Raw genomic sequence first — 18,291 nt, 5'->3', positions numbered from 1 at the left:
CACCGCCAAAGTTCCAGCCGTATACTTATAAATCGACACTGGCAGATCGACGACGAACACCTCCAAAGCCCCAGCCGCGAGGACTCGCGCGGCTTGCTGCGCGCCTCGCTCAGTCGCTCGCGTTGCTCACTCCTTCGCTGCGGTGCTTGCTACGCCGTGCTTCGCCCTCGCGGCAGCGTGGCGCGACGCGCCACGGGCAACCGGCGGCTTCGCCGCCGGTGACTGCCCCTTTGAGTTCCACCCCGCACAGCACCGCACCTCACGCCTCCCCAGCCTCGTCAGTCGCCTCCGCTTCGCTCCGGCGACTGACTCCCTCGCACGCGCTGTCTCGCGGCCGCCTTCAGCGGCCGCTCGCAGGCGCGCGCCACCGCATTCCTTTATAAAGACTGAGTTTCCGCTGCCCGAACCTGGACCTCGATCCCGTCGGCGTCGGTGACGGCGAACCCGTCCGCTCGCTCCGCGACAGCGAACTCGACCTCGTTCTCGCCCGCGACCGCGTTGAGTCGCGACCGGGCCGCCTCCAGCGCGGCCGCGTCGGGAACGACGACCTCGAACCACGCGACCCCCCGCCCCGCGGCGGGGGTCGTCCGCCCCCGCCACGTGTTCGCGCCGAGGTGGTGGTGGTAGCCGCCGGCCGCGACGAACCGCACGTCCGGGCCGCTCATCCCGACCTCGAAGCCGAGCCCCTCGACGTACACCGTCTCGAACGCCGACAGCGAGGTCACTTCGAGGTGTATGTGCCCCACGTCGGTGCCGGCGGGGGCGCGGTCGACGACTGCGGCGGAGTCAACGCCGCCTTCCTCGCCCTCGCCGGCCGCCGCCGCGGCGACCCCCTCGACGTCGAGCGGGTCGGTCGCCATTCGCACCGTGCCGTCGTCGTCGACGGGCCACTCCTCGCGGGGTCGGTCGCGGTATATCTCCACGCCGTTCCCCTCGGGGTCGTCGAGGTACAGCGCCTCGCTGACGAGGTGGTCGGAGGCGCCGTCGAGCCGCCACCGCTCCCGGACGCGTCCCAACGCCTCGCCAAGAGCGGCCCGGGAAGGGACCCGGAACGCGGTGTGGAAGAGTCCGGCGTCGGTCCGGCTCCGGGCGGGGCCGTCGGCGTTGCGCTCCAACACGAGCAGGGGCGTCCCGTCGACCCCGAGCGTCGCGCGCTCGGGGTCGCGGTCGAGGACCGCGAGCCCGACCACGTCCCGGTAGAACGCGGTCGTCTCGTCGAGGTCTGCGACCCGGAGCGCGGCGCGTCTGATGCGCGTTCCGGGCGGAAGGCGGTCGTCGCGGTCGCTCGCGGCGGCGTCGCCGTCGCCGTCGTCGGTGGCGGTCATCGGGCGGACTACGGTCGCTCGCGCGTTCAACGCGTCGGTCGCGGAAGCCGAACTGAGCGACCGCCCCGGCCGACCGCCCGAACCTTCCCCATCTTCCGTTAGAATCAAACCCGCACGCGACACAGAAGGGTGTATGAGCGCCGAACAGCAGGAGCGGGCCGTCCGGTGTCTGGTCGCGAAGGTCGGGCTCGACGGCCACGACCGGGGGGCACACGTGATCGCGCGGGCGTTCCGCGACGCCGGCTTCGAGGTCGTCTACTCCGGGCTCCACCGCGCGCCCGAGGACATCGTCCAGGCGGCCGTGCAAGAGGACGTCGACGTGCTCGGCATCTCGATCCTCTCGGGCGCGCACAACACGCTCGTCCCGAAGGTGATCGAGGGGCTGAAGGAGTACGACGCGTTCGACGACACCCTCGTCCTCGTCGGCGGGATCATCCCGGACGAGGACGAGGACGAGCTGAAGGAGCTAGGCGTCGCCGAGGTGTTCGGCCCCGGGACGCCGATGGAGGAGACGATCGAGTTCATCCGGAACAACGTCCCGGAGCGCGCGTAGATGGACGGGCCGGACGCACCCGCGTTCGCGGACGCGCCGTCGCTCACCGACGACGACGCCGCGCTCGTCGAGGACCTCCTCTCCGGGAGCCACCGCGCGCTCGCCCGCGTCATCACCAAGATCGAGAACCGGACGCCGGGGTACCGCGCGATCGTCTCCGCGCTCCACGAGCACACCGGCGGCGCGGACGTGATCGGGATCACGGGCTCGCCCGGCGCCGGGAAGTCGACGCTCGTCGACAAGCTCGCCGCCGCCTACCGCGACCGCGGCGACACCGTCGGCGTGATCGCGGTCGACCCCTCCTCGCCGTACACCGGCGGCGCCGTCCTCGGCGACCGGATCCGGATGGGGTCGAACGTGGGCGACATGGACGTGTTCTTCCGGTCGATGAGCGCGCGCGGCCAGCTGGGCGGCCTCTCGACGGCGACCGCGGACGCGGTGAAGGCGCTCGACGCCTTCGGGAAGGACGTCGTGGTCTTAGAGACCGTCGGCGCCGGACAGAACGAGGTCGACGTGGTCCGTACCGCGGACACGGTCGCGGTCCTCGTCCAGCCCGGCTCCGGCGACGACGTGCAGACGCTGAAGGCCGGAATATTAGAGATTGGCGACGTCTTCGTCGTCAACAAGGCGGACATGGACGGCGCACAGCGCACCGTCGCGGAGCTAGAGGAGATGGTCCACCGCCGCGAGGGCGGGACGACCGGTCGCGGCGCCGGCCACCACGGCGCGGCCTCGATGGCCTCGACCGGCGCGGGCGGCTCCGCGGCGGGGCACGGCGACGGCCACCACGATGGCGGCAACCACGGCGACGGCCACCACGATGGCGGCAACCACGGCGGCGATCACGCGGGCGGTTCCGGACACGGCGATGCCGACGCGCACGCGGGCGATGCCGACGCGCACGGAGCGGACGCCGACGACTCGTGGACGCCGGACGTGTTAGAGACCGTCGCGAACAGCGGCGAGGGGGTCGAGGCGCTGATCGAGGCGTTCGACGCGCATGCGGCGTACCTCCGGGAGTCCGGCGAGATCGAGACGACCGAGCGGCGCCGGTACGCCGCGGAGATCCGCACGCTCGTGCGCGCGGACGTGGGTTCGCTCGCAACCGCCGAGATCGAGCGGCACGGCGGGATCGATCGCCTCGCGGAGCGGGTCCGGGACCGAGAGACGGACCCGTACGCGGTCGCGGAGGCGATCGTCGGCCCGATAGCCGACTGCGTCGACGAGGAGCGCGCCGCCGACGACGAGCGCGACGACTGACGCCCGGGCCTGTTCGCGGTCGCGCGGACCGCGGCCGCGACCGCGTCCCACGGGTATAAGTCGCCAGCGAACCAACAGGTTTCCATGAAGCTCAGGAACCTCCTCGGCGGTGCCGTCCTCGGCACCGGCGCGCTCGCCGCGATCAACACCGGCCTCCGGTACGAGGGCGAGTTGGAGTCCCCGCTCGACGGCGACGACCGCACCTTCCGCTGGCGCGGGATGGACGTCGCCTACACCGAGGCGGGCGACCCGGACGACCCCGACCTCCTCCTGCTCCACGGGATCAACGCCGCCGGCTCCTCCGGGGAGTGGCGCGCGGTGTTCGACGACCTAGCTGCCGACTACCACGTCGTCGCGCCCGACTTCCCGGGGTACGGCCGCTCGGACCGGCCGCCGCTCCGCTACTCCGCCGCGCTGTACGAGGACTTCGTCCACGACTTCCTCGCCGAGTTCGACGAGCCGGCCGTCGTCGCCTCCTCGCTGTCGGCCGCGTACGCGCTCGCGGCGACCGACGGCGGCGAGGAGGGCGGCGTCGAACTGAGCGGGTTCGTCGCGGTCTGCCCGACGGCGACCGCGGGCCCGAGTCCGGCGAAGGGGTGGCTGCGGGAGCTGTTCCGCGCGCCGCTCGTCGGGCAGGCGCTGTTCAACGTCATCACTGCGAAGCCGTCGATCCGGTACTTTAACGCCGACCACGGCTACGACGACCCCGCGAACCAGAGCGCGGAGTGGACCGACTACGAGTGGCGCACGACCCACGTCGAGAACGCGCGCTTCGCGCCCGCCTCGTTCGTCTCGGGGACGCTCAACAGCGATATCGACCTCGCCGCCGCGCTCGGCGACCTCGACGTGCCCCGACGATCGTCTGGGGCCGCGAGGCGACCGTGAGCCCGCTCACGGACGGCCGCGAGCTCGCGGACGCAGCGGACGCGCGCCTCGTCGTCTTCGACCGCGCGCGGCTGCTCCCCCACGTCGAACACCCCGAGCGGTTCGTCGAGACGGTCGAGGAGGCGCTCGTCGCGGCCGCGGCGGCGTAGCTCGGCTGGCCCGTCGCCCGACGCTCTTCGATCGCCGTCGCCCCCGGTTCTCAGCGCTGAGCATCGGGCGAACACGAATAAGTACGCCGTCCGCCGAAGACGCGTATGACGAACGAGACGTTTCGCGTGCTGTGCGTCGACGACGAGCCCGGACTCGCGCGGCTCGTCGCGACCCACCTCGAACGCGACGCCGACCTCGACTGCGAGACCGCGGTCGAGACCCGCCCCGACGACGCGCTCCGCCGGATCGAGCGCGAGTCGTTCGACTGCGTCGTCAGCGACTACGACATGCCCCGCCTGACCGGCGTGGAACTGCTCTCGGCCGCCCGCGAGGTCGACCCGGACCTCCCGTTCCTCCTGTTTTCCGCGACCGGCCCGGCCGACATCGCGGCCGAGATGGTCCGCGCCGGCGTCAGCGACTACGTCTCGAAACGGGGCGGCGCGGACGGCTACACGGCGCTGTTGCGGCGCGTCAAGCGGACCGCAGCCGGCGAGAACGGGGGTTTTGCGGCTCGGGACGCCGACGACCTGACCGAGGCGGACGTGGCGCTCGACGGGGTCTGTACCGTGGCGCCCGACGGGACCTTCGAGTTCGTCGGCGAGGAGTACGGCGCGTTGTACGGCTACGCCCCCGAGGAGTTAGAGGGAGAGCCGTGGCAGCGGCTCCATCCCGAGACCGAGGTCGAACACATCGAGACGAACGTCATCCCGGCCGTGACCGACGGTGAGCGGTGGACGGGGGCGAGCACGGGGCTCCGGGCGGACGGCAGCCGGTTCGCCGAGTCGAAGATGGTGAGCGCGACGGCGGACGACCGGCTGGTCATCTCGGTGTCGCCGCTCGACGCGGTACGGCCGGTCGCCGACGACTGAACGGCCGCGAACCGCAGGATTCCGCCCGCCTCACCCGTCGCGGCGCACGTACAGCGTCTTCTCGCAGGCCGCGTGGACTTCCCCCTCGTCGTCGACCAGTGAGACGAGGTACTCGCGGTCGGTCGACTCGCCCGGCACAAGCGTCTCGCGGATCGCCTCGGTCTCGGCAGTTGGCACCTCGAACTCGGCGTACAGCGTGTCGCGGCCGGGTTCGATGAACTCCAGCGCGGCCGACTTGTCCCACACCGTGAACGCGTCGCCGAGGACCCGCCGCAGCATCATCATGTATACCGGGTCGATCGCGGCGTAGATGCTGCCGCCGAAGATCGTCCCGACCGCGTTGCGGGTGCGCCAGTTCAGCGGCAGTCGAATTCGAATGTAGCGCCAGTCGGCCGCGATGTGGTCGACGCGCGCGCCCGTGCCCCGGTACGCGGGGAGGAGGTTGAACCCGAGTCGCCAGAGCCGCGTCCGGCGGCTCTCCGCGGGCGGGTCCTCGCGCAGCGGCCGCGGGTCGGGGTCGCGGTCGACCCCGGTCGGGGAATCGCTCACGGCGATCCGGGACGCCCCGGTGACAAACCGGTGTCGGAACCGGTGACAACCGGCCGGGGGTTGTCGACGTCGGACACGTACTCCCACAACCCACGATGGCGCGTGCCTCCGAGCGCCCGCAGGGCGCGAGGAGCACGCGCGAGGGAGTCGGTCGCCCGGAGCGGAGCGACGGGCGACCGACGAGGTTGGGGAGGCGTGAGGTGCGGTTGCGGTGCGGGGCGGGACTCAAAGGGGCAGCCGGGAGGGCGAAGCACGGCGACGTAAGCACCGCAGCGAAGGAGCGATAGCGACTGAGCGAGGAGCGCAGCGAGCCGCGCGAGTCCTCCCGGCTGGGGCTTTGGCGGTGTTCGCCGTCGATCTGCCAGCAATCATTTATAAGTGAGTGGTTGGGGCTTTGGCGGTGTTCGCCGTCGATTCGCCAGCAATCATTTATAATCGAGCGGCTGGGGCTTCGGAGGTGTTCGCCGCCGATCTGTTGTCAACCATTTATAAGCGAGCGAGTGGCGCTTCGGAAGCGCTCGCGTCGACGAAGCCGCCAATTAGATCGTCTCGGCCCGAAACGGGTATCCCCGCGCGACCGCAACCGGACACCGATGGAGTGCGACAAGTGCGGGAGCGACGCGATCCACCACGCCGCCTACTCCGGGGCGCACCTCTGCGGCCACCACCTCCGGCAGTCGGTCGAGAAGCGCGTGAAGCGTCGGGTCCGCGAGGACGGCCTCCTCGACCCGGACGCGACGCCCGACGACCCGGATCGCTGGGTGATCGGGCTCTCCGGCGGGAAAGACAGCGTCGCCCTGACGCGGATCTTAGACGACGTGTTCGGGAAGGACCCCCGCGTCGAGATGCTCGCTCTCACGATCCACGAGGGGATCGAGGGGTACCGCGACGCGAGCGTCGACGCCTGCGTCGAGCTCGCCGACGAGCTCTCGCTGCGCCACGAGCTCGTCTCCTACGAGGAGGAGTTCGACGTGCGGATGGACGACGTCGTCGAGGACGACCCCGAGGACATGGCCGCCTGCGCGTACTGCGGCGTGTTCCGCCGCGACCTCCTCGAGAACTACGCCGCCGAGTTCGACGCCGACAAGCTGCTCACCGGCCACAACCTCGACGACGAGGCGCAGACCGCGATGATGAACTTCCTCGAAGGCGACGTGCGGCAGGTCGCGAAACACTTCGACGCCTCGCTCGGCCCGTTCGACGAGCGCGAAGCCACCGACGCGTTCGTCCCGCGCGCCAAGCCGCTCCGCGACGTGCCCGAAAAGGAGATCGCCCTGTACTGTCACGTCCGCGACCTCCCCACGCACATGGCCGAGTGCCCCCACGCCGAGGAGGCGTACCGCGGCGAGATCCAGTCGACGATCCACGAGCTGGAGGAGAACCACCCCGGCGCGCGCCACTCGATCATGGCCGGCTACGAGGAGCTCTCCGCGCTCGCGGCCGAGGCGTACCGCGGGAGCGACGAGGACGACGAAGGCGACGAGGGGGACGCCGGCGGCGAGGGCGACGACTCCGGCCTCCGCGAGTGCGAGCGCTGCGGCTCGCAGACGAGCCGCGACGTCTGTCGGAAGTGCCGGCTGCTGGAGTCGATCGAGGCGGCGACGTGACCGGGGCGCGTTCACGCGCCGCCGTCACCGCGACCGGAGCGTCGTTCACGCGTCGTCGTCGACGCGACCGATGAGGTCGAGCTGGTGGGTGAGGTAGACGAGCGTCCCGGAATCGACCTGTCCGCGGCGAATCTCGAGCCACGCGTCGAGGTCGTCGGCCGAGACGGACCCCGTCTCACCCCCGTCGGCGATCACCTCGCCGACCGCGGCCTCGACGGTGTCGAGGATGTGTCGGAGGAAGAACGCCTCGTCGCCCGGATAGCCCGCCTCGCCGTCGGCGGGACGCGCGATCCAGTCGGAGCCGGCGGCCCCGAGGAGCGTCGAGCCGTCCGCCTCGCGCAGGCGCGCAAGCGCGGCGCCGCCGGCGCGGCTGTTCCCGCCCGGCTTCTCGTCCATGTGACGGTGGTACAGCCGCTCCACCTCCCGATCGTCGGGACGTGCCGGGCGGAACCGGGTCGCCCCGTCGAAGGTGATCGGGAAGTAGTAGGTCCCGCCGGGCGCAAGCGCGTCGAGCAGCGGATCGAGCCGGTCGAGCCCGAGCACGTCCAGTAGCGCCATCCCGATCAGCGCGTCGGACTCGCCCGCGTGGGCCGCGGCGTACGCGGGCGCGTCGGCGGCGACGGGCTCGACCCTGACCGTGCGCGCGTCGGTCTCGACGACGAGCGCGTCGTCGTCGCCGCCATCGTCGATGGACGTCGGTGCGTCTCGTTCCGCCGCCCACTCCCGGAGGAAGGGACCTAGCCCGGCGAGCGCGTCCGGGTCGCGGTCGACCGCGACGTACCGCGTCTCGCCCGGCGGGAGCACCTCCCAGTCGATCAGCCGGGCGACCATCGTCCCGACGCCGGCGCCGACCTCCAAGACGCGGAGCGGCCCCTCGGTCGCGACGGCCCGCTCCGCGAGCCGCTCGCGGAGGATCCCGAGGAGCCGCCGGTCGAGCGCCCGGTCGTCGACGCTCTGCTTCGCCCGGAGGTAGCGCCGGAAGGCGGCGGTGTCGGCGGCGAGGGCGTCGTCGCCGGCCTCCGGAGGGCCGTCACCGTCTCCCGTCATGTCGTCACCTCCGGCTCGGCCGCGTCGACGGCGTCGGGCGCGTCGGCGACCCCGGCGAGGAGCCGGCGGACGCGGGCCGTCGTCTCCTCCCAGTCCGGGTGGCGCTCGTACCGACGCCTCGCGGCGCGGCCCATCTCGGCGAGCCGGTCGGGGTCGGCCGCGAATCCGTCGAGCGCGCGGGCGACGGCGGCCGGGTCGTCCGGGTCGACGAGGACGCCCGTCTCGCCGTCGGCGACCGTCTCGCTCGCGCCGCCCGCACTGGAGGCGATCGCCGGCAGGCCGAAGCTCATCCCCTCTAAGTAGACGATCCCGAACCCCTCGTACCGGGAGGGGACGGCGAGGACGTGGCTCCCGCGGAGCGCGTCGGCCAGCTCGGCGTCCGACAGCCGGCCGGCGAAGCGCACCCGATCGCCGAGCCCCCGCTCCCGGACCAGCCGCCGCACGTCGGCGACGTGGGACTCGTCGACCGCCCGACCGACGACCGTGAGGTCGACGGCGGCGTCGGCGCGGGCGACCCCCTCGACGAGCGTGTCGAGCCCCTTCCGCGGCTCGACGTTGCCGACGAACGCGACGCGGAGCGGGTCGGGGTCGGGACCGTCGAGCGACGCGGCCCGCGCCGCGATCGCGTCGTCGTCGATCGCGGGGTCGAACCGGTCGCCGGCGGGCGGCGCGACGACGGTCGCCGCGGGATCGACCCCGAGGGCGGCGACAGCGTCGCGGGTCGCCGCGCTGTTACAGACGACGCCGTCGACGGTCGCGAGGTAGCGGCGCTCGACGGCGCGGTACAGCGGCGAGAGCCGGCGCGGCTCGCTCGCGCGTAGGTGGTGGACGACGCTCACGACCGGGTACGGCAGGTCGCGGTTGGCGAGGAACAGCGAGGGGTGCGCGAGCTCATCTTGGAGCATCACGTCGACGTCGACGCGGAGGCGGTCGCGGACCCCCGGGAGCGCGTTGTCCAGCAGCCCGCGCGGGTACGCCCGCCACGGGAGCTCGACGACCTCGACGGCGTCGCCGGCCGCGCGGAGCCCCTCGACGAGCTTCCGGTCGTAGCGGAACCCGCCCGACCGCTCGTCGAGACTGCCGTACAGCGCGAGCCCGACCCTCATACCGGCGCGTCGTAGGTCGCGGCGGCCGCGTCGTCCTCCCAGACCGTCACGGCCAGCTCGTTCACCGCGTCGTCGGTCACCGCGTCGGTCACGCGCTCGAAGACGACGCGAGCGAAGCGCTCGACGCTCGGGTTGTCCCCCTCGAACTCGGGGAGGTCGTTGAGCAGCTCGTCGCGGTAGCGGTCGGCGAGGTCGGCCAGCGCCGCCTCGGCGTCGTCGATGTCGACGAGGTAGTCGTGCTCGTTCAGCTCGGGGCCGCGGAAGGTCAGCTCCACCTCGAAGTGGTGTGAGTGCGGGACGCTCTCGGGCCCCTCGTCGACGACCGTGAGGTAGTGCTGGGCCACGAAGTCCGTCAGCACCGTCGTCGCGTACATGAACCGATCCACGGGCGCGAGCAACCTAAAGCCGGAGGGCGGCGGAAGGACGTTCGACGCGTCGGCGCTTTTTATAAATAGCCGAGCGCGCGCAGCCGGTCCCGGTCCGTCTCGTCCCCGTCGCCGTGGACCCACGACACCGGTAGCGGCTCGGGCGGCGTCAGGGTCGGCTCGCGCGTCCCCTCGTCCGCGCCGTCGACCGTCGACCACGGGACCGCGAGCAGCGCGGGGACGGGCGTGTGCATCGGGTGGCCGTACAGCCCCCACTCGCCGAAGCAGTTGCCGTGGTCGGCGGTGACCGCGATCCGCCCGTCGACGTTCGCCGCGAGGGACTCGACCTCGCCGAGGACGTGTCGGAGGTTCGCCTCATACGCCGTCCAGACGCGCTCGACCGAGACCTCGCCGCGTCGGAGCAGCACCCACGGGTTCCCCGCGTTGCTGTGGCTCCCGGTCCGCGCCAGCCCGTCGTCGCCGTCGAGGGGGTCCGGGACGAAGGGGTGGTGCGGCTGCATGTAGTGGACGACGAGCCGGTCGGGGTCGCGCTCGCGGGCGAGCGCGATCGCCCGGTCCGTCACGGCCGCGGCCGGCACGGTTCCCGCCTCCTCGTCCCACGCGTACTTCCACACCTCGTCGAGTGCGGCGAACGCGTCGGCGTCGAGGTAGCGGTCGGTCCACGTGTTTCCGGTGACCATCGCGGTCCGCGCCGTCTCGGGGTGGCCGACGAAGGTGTTCTCTAACCACTCCGAGGAGGAGCTCCCGACCGACCGGACCGTCTCGACCCCGCCGAGGAACTCGAAGTCGGGCGCGACCGAGCGCAGCAGGTCGGCCCGACAGGCGTCGAGGACGACGAGGACGTCCCACTCGCGGTCGAAGGCGTTCGTCCCGTAGTCGAGCCGCCGACCGATCGCCTGTAGCCCGCGCAGGTAGGCGGTCCCGAGGCGGCCCATGCCCGGCTCCGTCACGACCGTGAGTTGGCGCGAGGCGACTAAACCGCTCCGGCGGGAGCGCCACCGTCGCCTCCGGCGACGCCCCGCCGCCGTCGGGACACCTATACGTCTCGCCGCCTCGGTACGACCGTGAACTGCCTGCTCGTCGGCGCGGGGGCGATCGCGCCCGAGTACGCCGCCGGCCTGCCGGAGAGCTCGCTGTCGCTGGCCGGCGTCGTCGACCTCGACGCCGACCGCGCCGCCGCCCTCGCCGCGGACCACGGCTGCCCGTCGTTCGCCGACCTGGAGACCGCGCTGGAGCGCGTCGACGCGCCGCTCGTCGTGAACCTGACGAGCCACGCGGCCCACGCGCCGGTGACGCGGACCGCGCTCGAAGCGGACCGCCACGTCTACTCGCAGAAGCCGCTCGCGCTCGACGCCGACGAGGCGCGGTCGCTGGTGGCGCTCGCCCGCGACCGCGGACTCGCCCTCGGCTGCGCGCCCGGGACGCCGCGAGCGCCCTCGCAGCGCCGCGCGGGCCGACTCCTCGCCGACGGCCGGCTCGGGCCGGTGGGGCTGGGGTACGCCCACGCCCACGTCGGCCGCGTCACCGACTGGCACGACCGGCCAGACTCCTTCCTCGAGATCGGGCCGCTGTACGACGGGGCGGTGTACCCCCTCGCGCTCCTCGTCTCGTGGTTCGGGCCGGTCGAGCGCGTCCGCGTCGCCGACGCCCTCGACGTCTGGCCCGCCCGGGAGGAGCGGCGGCCGTCGACGCCGAGCCACGTCGAGGCGACGCTCGCGTTCGCGGCGGGGCCGACCGTCAGACTCACGGCCAGCTTCTACGCCCCCCACCGGAGCCGGGAGTTCTACGGGCTGGAGCTCCACGGCGACGACGGCTCGCTGTACCTGAAGGGGACCGGCGCGATGGAGACCGGCCGCGATCACGTCCGGTTCGGCCGCGTCGGCCGGGAGTACGTGAGCGCGCCGCCGGACGCGCCCGCGGAACCGTACGAGTACGTCGACGCGGTCGAGCGCCTCGCCGCGACGGTCGAGGCCGGGTCGCCGTCGCGGGCGGGGGGACGTCGGGGCGCCCACGTCGTCGCCGTCTGCAACGCGATCGAGACGGCCGCCGAAGGCGACGGCCCGGTCGCGGTCGACGACTGCGGCGCGACCGCCGACCCGCCGCCGGCGCCGGTGGTGCGGCCGGAGAAGCAGATTGGAGGAGAGACAGAGTCGGGCCCGCGCGCGCTCCGACTCCCCGCCGTCGGCTTCGGCTGCTCGCGCTACCGCGACGGGGAGTACGTCGAGCGCGCCGACTCGATCGCGACCGCGCTCGACGCCGGCTACCGCCTCCTCGACTCAGCCGAGCTGTACGGCAACGAACACCGGATCGGGGAGCTGCTCGCCGCGCCGGGCGCACCCGACCGCGAGCGCGTGTTCCTCCTCGGGAAGGCGTGGCGCACGAACCACCGCCGCGAGCACCTGCTCGCCGCCTGCGCGGGCAGCCGCGAGGAGCTCGGGATCGACGCGTTCGACTGCTACGCGCTCCACTGGCCCTCGGCGCTCGACCACCGGGGCGAGCTTCGCCGGCTCGCCGAGGAGCCGGTCGAGCGGCAGGAGGCGCTCACCTTCCCCGAGGGCGCGGACGGCGAGCCCGCGACCGCCGACGTGTCGCTCGCGACCGCGTGGGAGAACTTGGAGGCCGTTCACGACAGGGGGTGGGCGCGGACGCTCGGGATCTGTAACGTCTCGCGGGCGCAGTTGGAGACGGTCCTGGAAGCGGGGACGGTCGACCCTGCGCTCGTCCAGGTGGAGCGACACCCCTATCGCCCCCGGAACGATCTGGTCGAGTTCTGTCACGAGCGAGGGATCCGGGTGGTCGCGCACTCGCCGCTGTCGGCGCCCGGCCTCCTCGACGAGCCCGACCTGAACGCGATCGGGACGGAGCGGGAGCTCTCGCCGGCTGAGGTCGTGATCGCGTGGAACGCCTCGCAGGGGGTCGTCCCGATCCCGTCGAGCACCGCCGAGTCGCACGTCGTCTCGAACCTGGCGGCCGGGAGCGAGCGGCTGACCGACGACGAGATCGCGCGAATCGACGCCCTTCGAGACCCCGACTTCGAGCGGTGAGACGGTCGGTGCCGATCGGACACCGGCGGTATTTCTTTGTGAGTGAAGCCCGTCTGTGTGATATGGCAACGACCGAATCACAAGGGCCGGGGATAGACGTCGGGTCGCTGAGCGGCCTCCACTGGGTAGGCATCGCCGCCGCGCTGATCACCGCCGCCGTCCACATCCGCCTCGGCGTCGGGGGGCTCCCGCTGCCGCTTCGGGTCAGCTTCCTTCTCGCCGGATTCGGCTTCCTCGGAGCGGTCGTGCTGGTGTTGCTCGACTACCGCCGCCGGGCGGTGTACGCCGTCGGGATCCCCTTCACGCTCGTCCAGATCGTCCTGTGGTACGTCTTCAACTTCGCGGGCGGGGGGAAGTCGTTCCCGGCCGACGTCGGGACGCTCGGCGCCGTCGACAAGATCGCACAGGTCGTGTTGATCGCCGTGCTGGTCGCCCTGCTCCGCCGATAGCCGTGTCGACTCGGAAGCGCCGACCGCGGTGCGGGCGCGCCGCCGGGGTCGCCGACACCGGAGGTGACGGGTAGATGGCCGGCGTACGGCAGCGGCGCTCCCTCCGCGTCGGGGTCGGCGTCGGGCTCCCGCTCGTCGCCGCGGTCGCGCTCGCCGCGCTCCTGTTCCGGCTGTTTCCGATGGACGCGACCGGCCGGTGGGGGCTCTCTCCCGCCGTCGTCGCGGGCGGCTGCTGGGCCGGACAGCTCTGGTACGTCGGCTACCGGCTCGACCCGGAGCGGCTGGCCGGGGGGTTCTGGCGGCGGCTGTTCGGGCTGGCGAACGCGGTCACGCTCGCTCGGGGGGCGCTGTACGCCGTCGTCGCCGGGTTCGCGGTCGTCCCGCCGGGGACGTCGCTCGCGTGGGTGCCGGCGCTGTGTTACGGGACCGGCGTCGCGCTCGACAACCTCGACGGGACCCTCGCCCGGACGGTGGGCCGGGAGACCGATATCGGCCGCCGGCTCGACATGGCGTTCGACACCTTCGGGTTCGTCGCCGCGCCGCTGGTGGCGGTGCTGTGGGGGCTGCTGCCGGTCTGGTACCTCTCGATCTCCGCCGCGCGCTACGTCTTCCGCGGCGCCGTGTGGCTGCGCCGCGTCCGCGGGCTCCCCGTCGGCGACCTCCCCGACAGCGACCTCGGAAAGTACCTCGCGGGCGTCCAGATGGTGTTCGTGACGGTCGCGCTCGTCCCGCCGGTCCCGACGGAACTCGTGCGGACCGTCGCGCCCGTCGTCCTGCTCCCGTCGCTGGCGGTGTTTACCCGCGACTACCTCTTTGTCAGCGGACGCCTCTCCAACCGCCGGTGACCGCGGCGGCCGTTCACTCGTACTCCAAGATCACCTGTACCGTCTCGTCGGCCGCCGAGTCGAGCAGCTCGTACGCCTCCGCCGCGCGCTCGAACGGGATCCGGTGGGTGATCAGCTCGTCGGCGGGGACCCGGTCGAGCCGTTCGAGCGCCGCGTCCATGCGTCGGTCGCGGTCCCAGCGCCCCCGGAGCTCGGGGCTTATCGTCGACACTTGGCTGGAGACGATGTCGATGCGGTCCCGGTGGAACCGCCCCCCGAGCCCGATCGGCTCGCGTTTCGTGCCGTACCACGACCCGACGACGATCCGCGCGTCGTAGCCGACGACGCCGAGCGCGTCGTCGAGGGCGCTCGGCTGGCCGGAGAGTTCGACCGCGAGGTCGGCGTCGTCGAGCGCGGCGTCCGAGCCGGCGTCGCGGAGGTGGGCGTCCGAGCCGGCGTCGTCGAGCGCGGCGTCCGAACCGCCGAGGCCCGCGTCGGCGTCGTCGTCGAGAGCTGCCGGCGTCGTCGTCCGGTCGGCGCCGAACGACGCCGCGAGGGCCCGACGACGCTCGACCGGGTCGACCACGACGAGCGACTCCAGCGGGAACGCGGCCAGCAGTCGGGTGACGCAGAGCCCGATCACGCCGGCGCCGAACACCACGACCCGCTCCCCGAGCCGAGGGGCGGCGTCGAGGACGATGTTCGTCGCGGTCTCGACCGAGGGGAGGAGCGACCCGACGGCCGGCGTCGTCCCCGGCGGGAGCGCGACCACCGAGTCGGGGGTGGTCCGAAAGCTCGTCTGGTGGGGGACGAACGAGAACACCGACCGACCGACCCACTCCGGGTCGACGTCCGCGCCGACCTCGCTGACGACCCCGCTCGCGGCGTACCCGTACTGGAGGGGGTACGAGAGGTCGCCGTCGAGCGCGTCGAGCGTCTCGTCGGCCGGGAGACCGTCGGGCGTCTGGTCGCGGTACACGAGCAGCTCCGTCCCGGCGCTTATCGCCGACGCCCGGGTGCCGACGAGCAGTTCGTCTGCGTCCGGCGGGCCGACCGACGTCTCCCGCACCTCGACGGTCTCCGGACCCGTGAAGTAGAGCGCCGCGTCGGTCATCGTGTCGTCGCGAATCTGGCTCGACCGCGGACGGCGACGGAGCGACGCCGCGTCCCCCGGCTCGGCTGGTGACGTGACACGTAGGTCTCCACGGACCGTGTGATGTTAAGTCCTCGCGCCGTGCGCGGGTCGGACCAGTACCGATGGAAAACGGAACCGAAAGCGAACCAGTACCGATGGAAAACGGAATTGGAACCGAACCGCAGCGGTCGCGAGACGCTCAGCGGATGACGTCGAGCCCGTTGTTCTTCTCGATCGGGTCGCTGCCGCCGTCGGACTCCCAGCCGTGGTCGGTGCCGCCGGAGACCGCCGGCTCGCCTCTGTCGCCCGCGGCGCCCGCGCCGCCCGCGGCGTCGTTCGCCTCGGCCGCCCGCTGGCGCGAGTCGCCGAGGTCCTCGCCGCCGGCCGCGGCGCGCGACTTGTCCGCCTGCTTCTGGGTCGAGGGACCGAGCACCTGCGCGCTCTGGACGCCCGTCATGATCGCCATGACGCGTACCTTCCCCTTGTACTCCTCCTGAATGCGAGCGCCCCAGATGACGTTGGCGTTCGCCTCCAGCCGCTCGGTGATGTTGTTCGCGATCCCCTCGGCCTCCTTCAGCGTGAGGTCAGGGCCGCCCGTGATGTGGACGAGCCCGCCCGAGGCGCCGCGGTAGTCGACGTCGAGCAGCGGGTGGTTCATCGCGTCGTTGACCACCTCTTGGGTCTTGTTCTTGTCTTGGGTCTCGCCGACGAGCATGACCGCGACGCCGCCCTGATTCATGATCGTCGACATGTCCGCGTAGTCGAGGTTGATGAGGCTCGGCTGGGTGATCGTCTCCGAGATCCCCTTCACCGTCTCCGCGATGATCTGGTCCATCACGGAGAACGCCTTCCCGATCGGCAGGTTCGGGACGTAGTCGAGGAGGCGGTTGTTGTCGAGGACGATGATCGAGTCGGCCTCGTTGCGCAGGGTCTCGAGCCCCTCCTCGGCCTTCACCGTGCGGGCGCGCTCGACGTTGAACGGCGTCGAGACCATCCCGACGACGATGGCGCCCTGCTCTTTGGCGATCTTCGAGACGACCGGCGCCGCGCCGGTGCCCGTGCCGCCGCCCATCCCGGCGGTGACGAAGACGAGGTCCGCGTCGCCGAGCACCTCCTTGATCGTGCCCTGAGCCATCTCGGTGGCACGCTCGCCCATCTTGGGGTCGCCGCCGGCGCCGAGCCCCTGCGTGAGCGACTTACCCACGAGGATCTTGGTGTCGGCCTCGATCATCTTGAGGTGCTGTTTGTCCGTGTTGATGGCGACGGTGTCGGCGCCGTCGACGCCGATGTTGTACAGCCGGTTGACCGTGTTGTTCCCGGCGCCGCCGGCACCGACGATGACGATCCGGGGGTCCCCGAACTCGTCGTCGCCCATGTCGACGTCATCCATGTCGCGCTTCTCCGCCTCCGCGTTGTCGAGGGCGTCCTGAACGAGATCTTGCATCAGTTTACACCTTCGCCCAGTTGCGGTTGCGGCCGCGCTCGTCGCGCTCGCCGTCCTGTTCGTTCAACATGTCGCGGACGGCCGACCGGATCGCCTCGCTCCGGTTCGGGAACTCGCCCGTCTCCACCATCTGTTCGACCTCGTCGATCTGCTGTTTCGGGATTCGTAGTGTCACACGCTCCATTGGTATTCCCCCGGTAAGACGGCGAACACGCGACGCGTGTGTCTTACAGCGCGAAACCGCCCGACTGCGGGGCGACACCCCGCACCGGACGCCCGCTGTAAGACGACCGTCTTACGCAGTTGAAGTCACCGAGGCTACCATTATAAAAGTACCGGTGGCTGTAAGACAGAACGTGAAAACGCCCGAAACGAGGCGTATACAGCCGCCTATGCCACGTTACTGATCTTTCAGAACGTCCGCAGCCGGGGTCCGGCGTCCGCATCCGGGGCAGAACGCCCAGTCGGTTCGGAGCTCGTCGCCGCACTCGCAGAAGGCCCTGTGAGACTGCTTTTCACCGCAGTTCGGGCAGTATACGTGGTCAGAAGGGACGATTTCGCCGCATCCGCCGCAAGCGTTTTCGCGCGTTTGCGCGCCCGGACCCGCCTCCGTCTTACGCGTACTCGCTTCCGCCTCGCCGGCCGTCTCACGCGTCACACGAACCTCGTCGTCTCGATCGTCGGATCCGGCGTTCGGGGCGTCGAGAGTGACGTTTACGTTGATATCGCCGGCGTTCTCGGGCGTATACGCCCGCGTTGCGGCGCCGCCCGCCGGACCGAGCCGCTCGTCGAGCGCGGCGTCGAGCCGCTCCGCGATCAGCTCGTCGACGCGGTCCGCGAGGGCGTCGTCGACGCTCCCGGTCGCCGCGTCGGACGCGTCGGACGCGTCCCCCTCCCCGTCGAGGTGGGTCCGGAGCGCCTCCCGCATCACCTCGCTTTTGGAGGCGTCACACGCTTCCAGCCGGTCGACGAGGTCGTCGTCCGCCCGGAAGGTGATCTTGCTCATACCGAAGGAGTATCTCCGGTCGGTATAAGTATCTTCTCCTGCTGTCTGACACGTTTCACGGCGCCGAAACGTTCGCGCTGACGACGCCCGGATCGTGCGGTTTGGTCACACATGTGTCTGACGCAGATTTATACGCGTCGCGCGAGCATGCGTGTGTATAATGAGTAACCGCGTCGAGGACCTCGAACGGCAGGTCGCGGAGCTACAGGCGGCGGTCAACGGGCTCACCGAGGAGCTCGTCGAGATGAAAGAGCGCGTCCGACAGCTGGAAGACGAGCGGTCGGTCGCGGTGGAGGAGGCGGCCGCCGAGGCGACAGCCGGGTCGGAAGCGACGGACGCCGCGGCCGGCGAGCCCGCGGCCGGCGAGCCCGCGACCGACGAGCCCGCCTCCGACGACGCGTCAGAGGTGTCGGGGGGCGAGCGGACGACCCATTCCGACGACCACGTCGACGTCTTCGAGTCGGTCGAGGAGCCGTCCGACGGCGGCGACGGCGAGGCGGCAACCGTGGACGATGCGAGCGAGGGAGACGATGTCATCGTCCCCGAGCAGTCGGCGACGACGCCCGACGCCGACGCGGAGGCCGAGGAGGCCGCCGAGGACGACGACGACGGCGAGTCGAGCGACAGCGACATCATCGTCGCGTAAGCGGTC

Annotated in this window: 18 protein-coding genes and 1 pseudogene; 9 read left to right on the top strand and 10 right to left on the bottom strand. The window is 71.7% G+C overall.

All coding sequences use genetic code 11. The features are described 5' to 3' along the window. Window positions 1–377: 377 nt before the first annotated feature. A complete protein-coding gene (locus J7656_RS13500) occupies window positions 378–1,325 on the bottom strand; it encodes a VOC family protein (protein WP_211553567.1) in 948 nt (315 codons plus the stop codon). Window positions 1,326–1,458: 133 nt separating this feature from the next. Here J7656_RS13500 and J7656_RS13495 point away from each other — a divergent pair, with 133 nt between their 5' ends. From J7656_RS13495 to J7656_RS13480, 4 genes and pseudogenes are all read left to right on the top strand, one after another. Continuing rightward, on the top strand, window positions 1,459–1,878 hold the full coding sequence (locus tag J7656_RS13495) for a cobalamin B12-binding domain-containing protein (RefSeq protein WP_004595202.1): 420 nt from the start codon (window positions 1,459–1,461) through the stop codon (window positions 1,876–1,878). Further along, window positions 1,879–3,138 carry a methylmalonyl Co-A mutase-associated GTPase MeaB gene (gene meaB / locus J7656_RS13490; protein ID WP_017342387.1) on the top strand — a complete coding sequence of 420 codons (1,260 nt, stop codon included), beginning with the start codon at window positions 1,879–1,881 and terminating at the stop codon, window positions 3,136–3,138. 84 nt (window positions 3,139–3,222) lie between these two features. Beyond that, window positions 3,223–4,172: pseudogene (locus J7656_RS13485) on the top strand (alpha/beta fold hydrolase). A gap of 105 nt (window positions 4,173–4,277) precedes the next feature. Further along, entirely contained in the window at window positions 4,278–5,042 is a 765-nt protein-coding gene (locus J7656_RS13480) for a response regulator (RefSeq protein ID WP_017342389.1), read from the top strand. 30 nt (window positions 5,043–5,072) lie between these two features. Here J7656_RS13480 and J7656_RS13475 read toward each other — a convergent pair whose 3' ends face one another. Beyond that, entirely contained in the window at window positions 5,073–5,591 is a 519-nt protein-coding gene (locus J7656_RS13475; RefSeq protein WP_211553566.1) for a DUF4442 domain-containing protein, read from the bottom strand. Between the two features lie 593 nt (window positions 5,592–6,184). Here J7656_RS13475 and ncsA point away from each other — a divergent pair. Beyond that, window positions 6,185–7,198: a tRNA 2-thiolation protein NcsA gene (gene ncsA / locus J7656_RS13470; protein WP_211553565.1), complete on the top strand. Its 1,014-nt coding sequence runs from the start codon at window positions 6,185–6,187 to the stop codon at window positions 7,196–7,198. Between the two features lie 45 nt (window positions 7,199–7,243). Here ncsA and J7656_RS13465 read toward each other — a convergent pair whose 3' ends face one another. From J7656_RS13465 to J7656_RS13450, 4 genes are all read right to left on the bottom strand, one after another. Continuing rightward, window positions 7,244–8,245 carry a hypothetical protein gene (locus J7656_RS13465; RefSeq protein ID WP_211553564.1) on the bottom strand — a complete coding sequence of 334 codons (1,002 nt, stop codon included), beginning with the start codon at window positions 8,243–8,245 and terminating at the stop codon, window positions 7,244–7,246. Beyond that, entirely contained in the window at window positions 8,242–9,351 is a 1,110-nt protein-coding gene (locus tag J7656_RS13460; protein ID WP_211553563.1) for a glycosyltransferase family 4 protein, read from the bottom strand. Before J7656_RS13460 ends, J7656_RS13465 begins: the two co-directional genes overlap by 4 nt. Beyond that, window positions 9,348–9,725 (bottom strand): 6-pyruvoyl trahydropterin synthase family protein, encoded by a 378-nt coding sequence (locus tag J7656_RS13455; RefSeq protein ID WP_211553562.1) that lies wholly within the window; start codon window positions 9,723–9,725, stop codon window positions 9,348–9,350. Before J7656_RS13455 ends, J7656_RS13460 begins: the two co-directional genes overlap by 4 nt. Before the next feature lie 71 nt (window positions 9,726–9,796). Continuing rightward, a complete protein-coding gene (locus tag J7656_RS13450) occupies window positions 9,797–10,672 on the bottom strand; it encodes an alkaline phosphatase family protein (RefSeq protein WP_211554581.1) in 876 nt (291 codons plus the stop codon). Between the two features lie 129 nt (window positions 10,673–10,801). Between J7656_RS13450 and J7656_RS13445 the strand changes: the two genes are divergently transcribed. The 3 genes from J7656_RS13445 (at window position 10,802) to J7656_RS13435 (ending at window position 14,075) form a co-directional block, all read left to right on the top strand. Next, window positions 10,802–12,781, top strand: coding sequence for an aldo/keto reductase (locus J7656_RS13445; RefSeq protein WP_211553561.1), 1,980 nt, complete (start codon window positions 10,802–10,804; stop codon window positions 12,779–12,781). 62 nt (window positions 12,782–12,843) lie between these two features. Then, a complete protein-coding gene (locus J7656_RS13440; RefSeq protein ID WP_211553559.1) occupies window positions 12,844–13,230 on the top strand; it encodes a DUF7475 family protein in 387 nt (128 codons plus the stop codon). A 74-nt stretch (window positions 13,231–13,304) separates the two neighbouring features. After that, entirely contained in the window at window positions 13,305–14,075 is a 771-nt protein-coding gene (locus J7656_RS13435) for a CDP-alcohol phosphatidyltransferase family protein (protein ID WP_211553558.1), read from the top strand. A 13-nt stretch (window positions 14,076–14,088) separates the two neighbouring features. Here J7656_RS13435 and J7656_RS13430 read toward each other — a convergent pair whose 3' ends face one another. The 4 genes from J7656_RS13430 to J7656_RS13415 form a co-directional block, all read right to left on the bottom strand. Then, window positions 14,089–15,168 carry a zinc-dependent alcohol dehydrogenase gene (locus J7656_RS13430; RefSeq protein ID WP_017342399.1) on the bottom strand — a complete coding sequence of 360 codons (1,080 nt, stop codon included), beginning with the start codon at window positions 15,166–15,168 and terminating at the stop codon, window positions 14,089–14,091. 220 nt (window positions 15,169–15,388) lie between these two features. Further along, window positions 15,389–16,633, bottom strand: coding sequence for a cell division protein FtsZ (gene ftsZ, locus J7656_RS13425; protein ID WP_017342400.1), 1,245 nt, complete (start codon window positions 16,631–16,633; stop codon window positions 15,389–15,391). 4 nt (window positions 16,634–16,637) lie between these two features. Then, complete coding sequence (locus J7656_RS13420; RefSeq protein ID WP_004595187.1) at window positions 16,638–16,817, bottom strand: ribbon-helix-helix domain-containing protein; 180 nt, start codon at window positions 16,815–16,817, stop codon at window positions 16,638–16,640. 216 nt (window positions 16,818–17,033) lie between these two features. Beyond that, window positions 17,034–17,639 carry a double zinc ribbon domain-containing protein gene (locus J7656_RS13415; protein ID WP_017342402.1) on the bottom strand — a complete coding sequence of 202 codons (606 nt, stop codon included), beginning with the start codon at window positions 17,637–17,639 and terminating at the stop codon, window positions 17,034–17,036. A gap of 160 nt (window positions 17,640–17,799) precedes the next feature. Here J7656_RS13415 and J7656_RS13410 point away from each other — a divergent pair, with 160 nt between their 5' ends. Beyond that, window positions 17,800–18,285, top strand: a complete 486-nt coding sequence (locus tag J7656_RS13410) for a bZIP transcription factor (RefSeq protein WP_211553557.1) — start codon at window positions 17,800–17,802, stop codon at window positions 18,283–18,285. The last annotated feature ends 6 nt before the right edge of the window (window positions 18,286–18,291 follow it).

This window comes from Halorubrum ruber, assembly GCF_018228765.1.
In the GTDB taxonomy this organism is placed as follows: Archaea; Halobacteriota; Halobacteria; order Halobacteriales; family Haloferacaceae; genus Halorubrum; species Halorubrum ruber.
The sequence above is the reverse complement of the archived record's forward strand: the minus strand, read 5'-3'. Positions and strand labels throughout refer to the sequence as shown.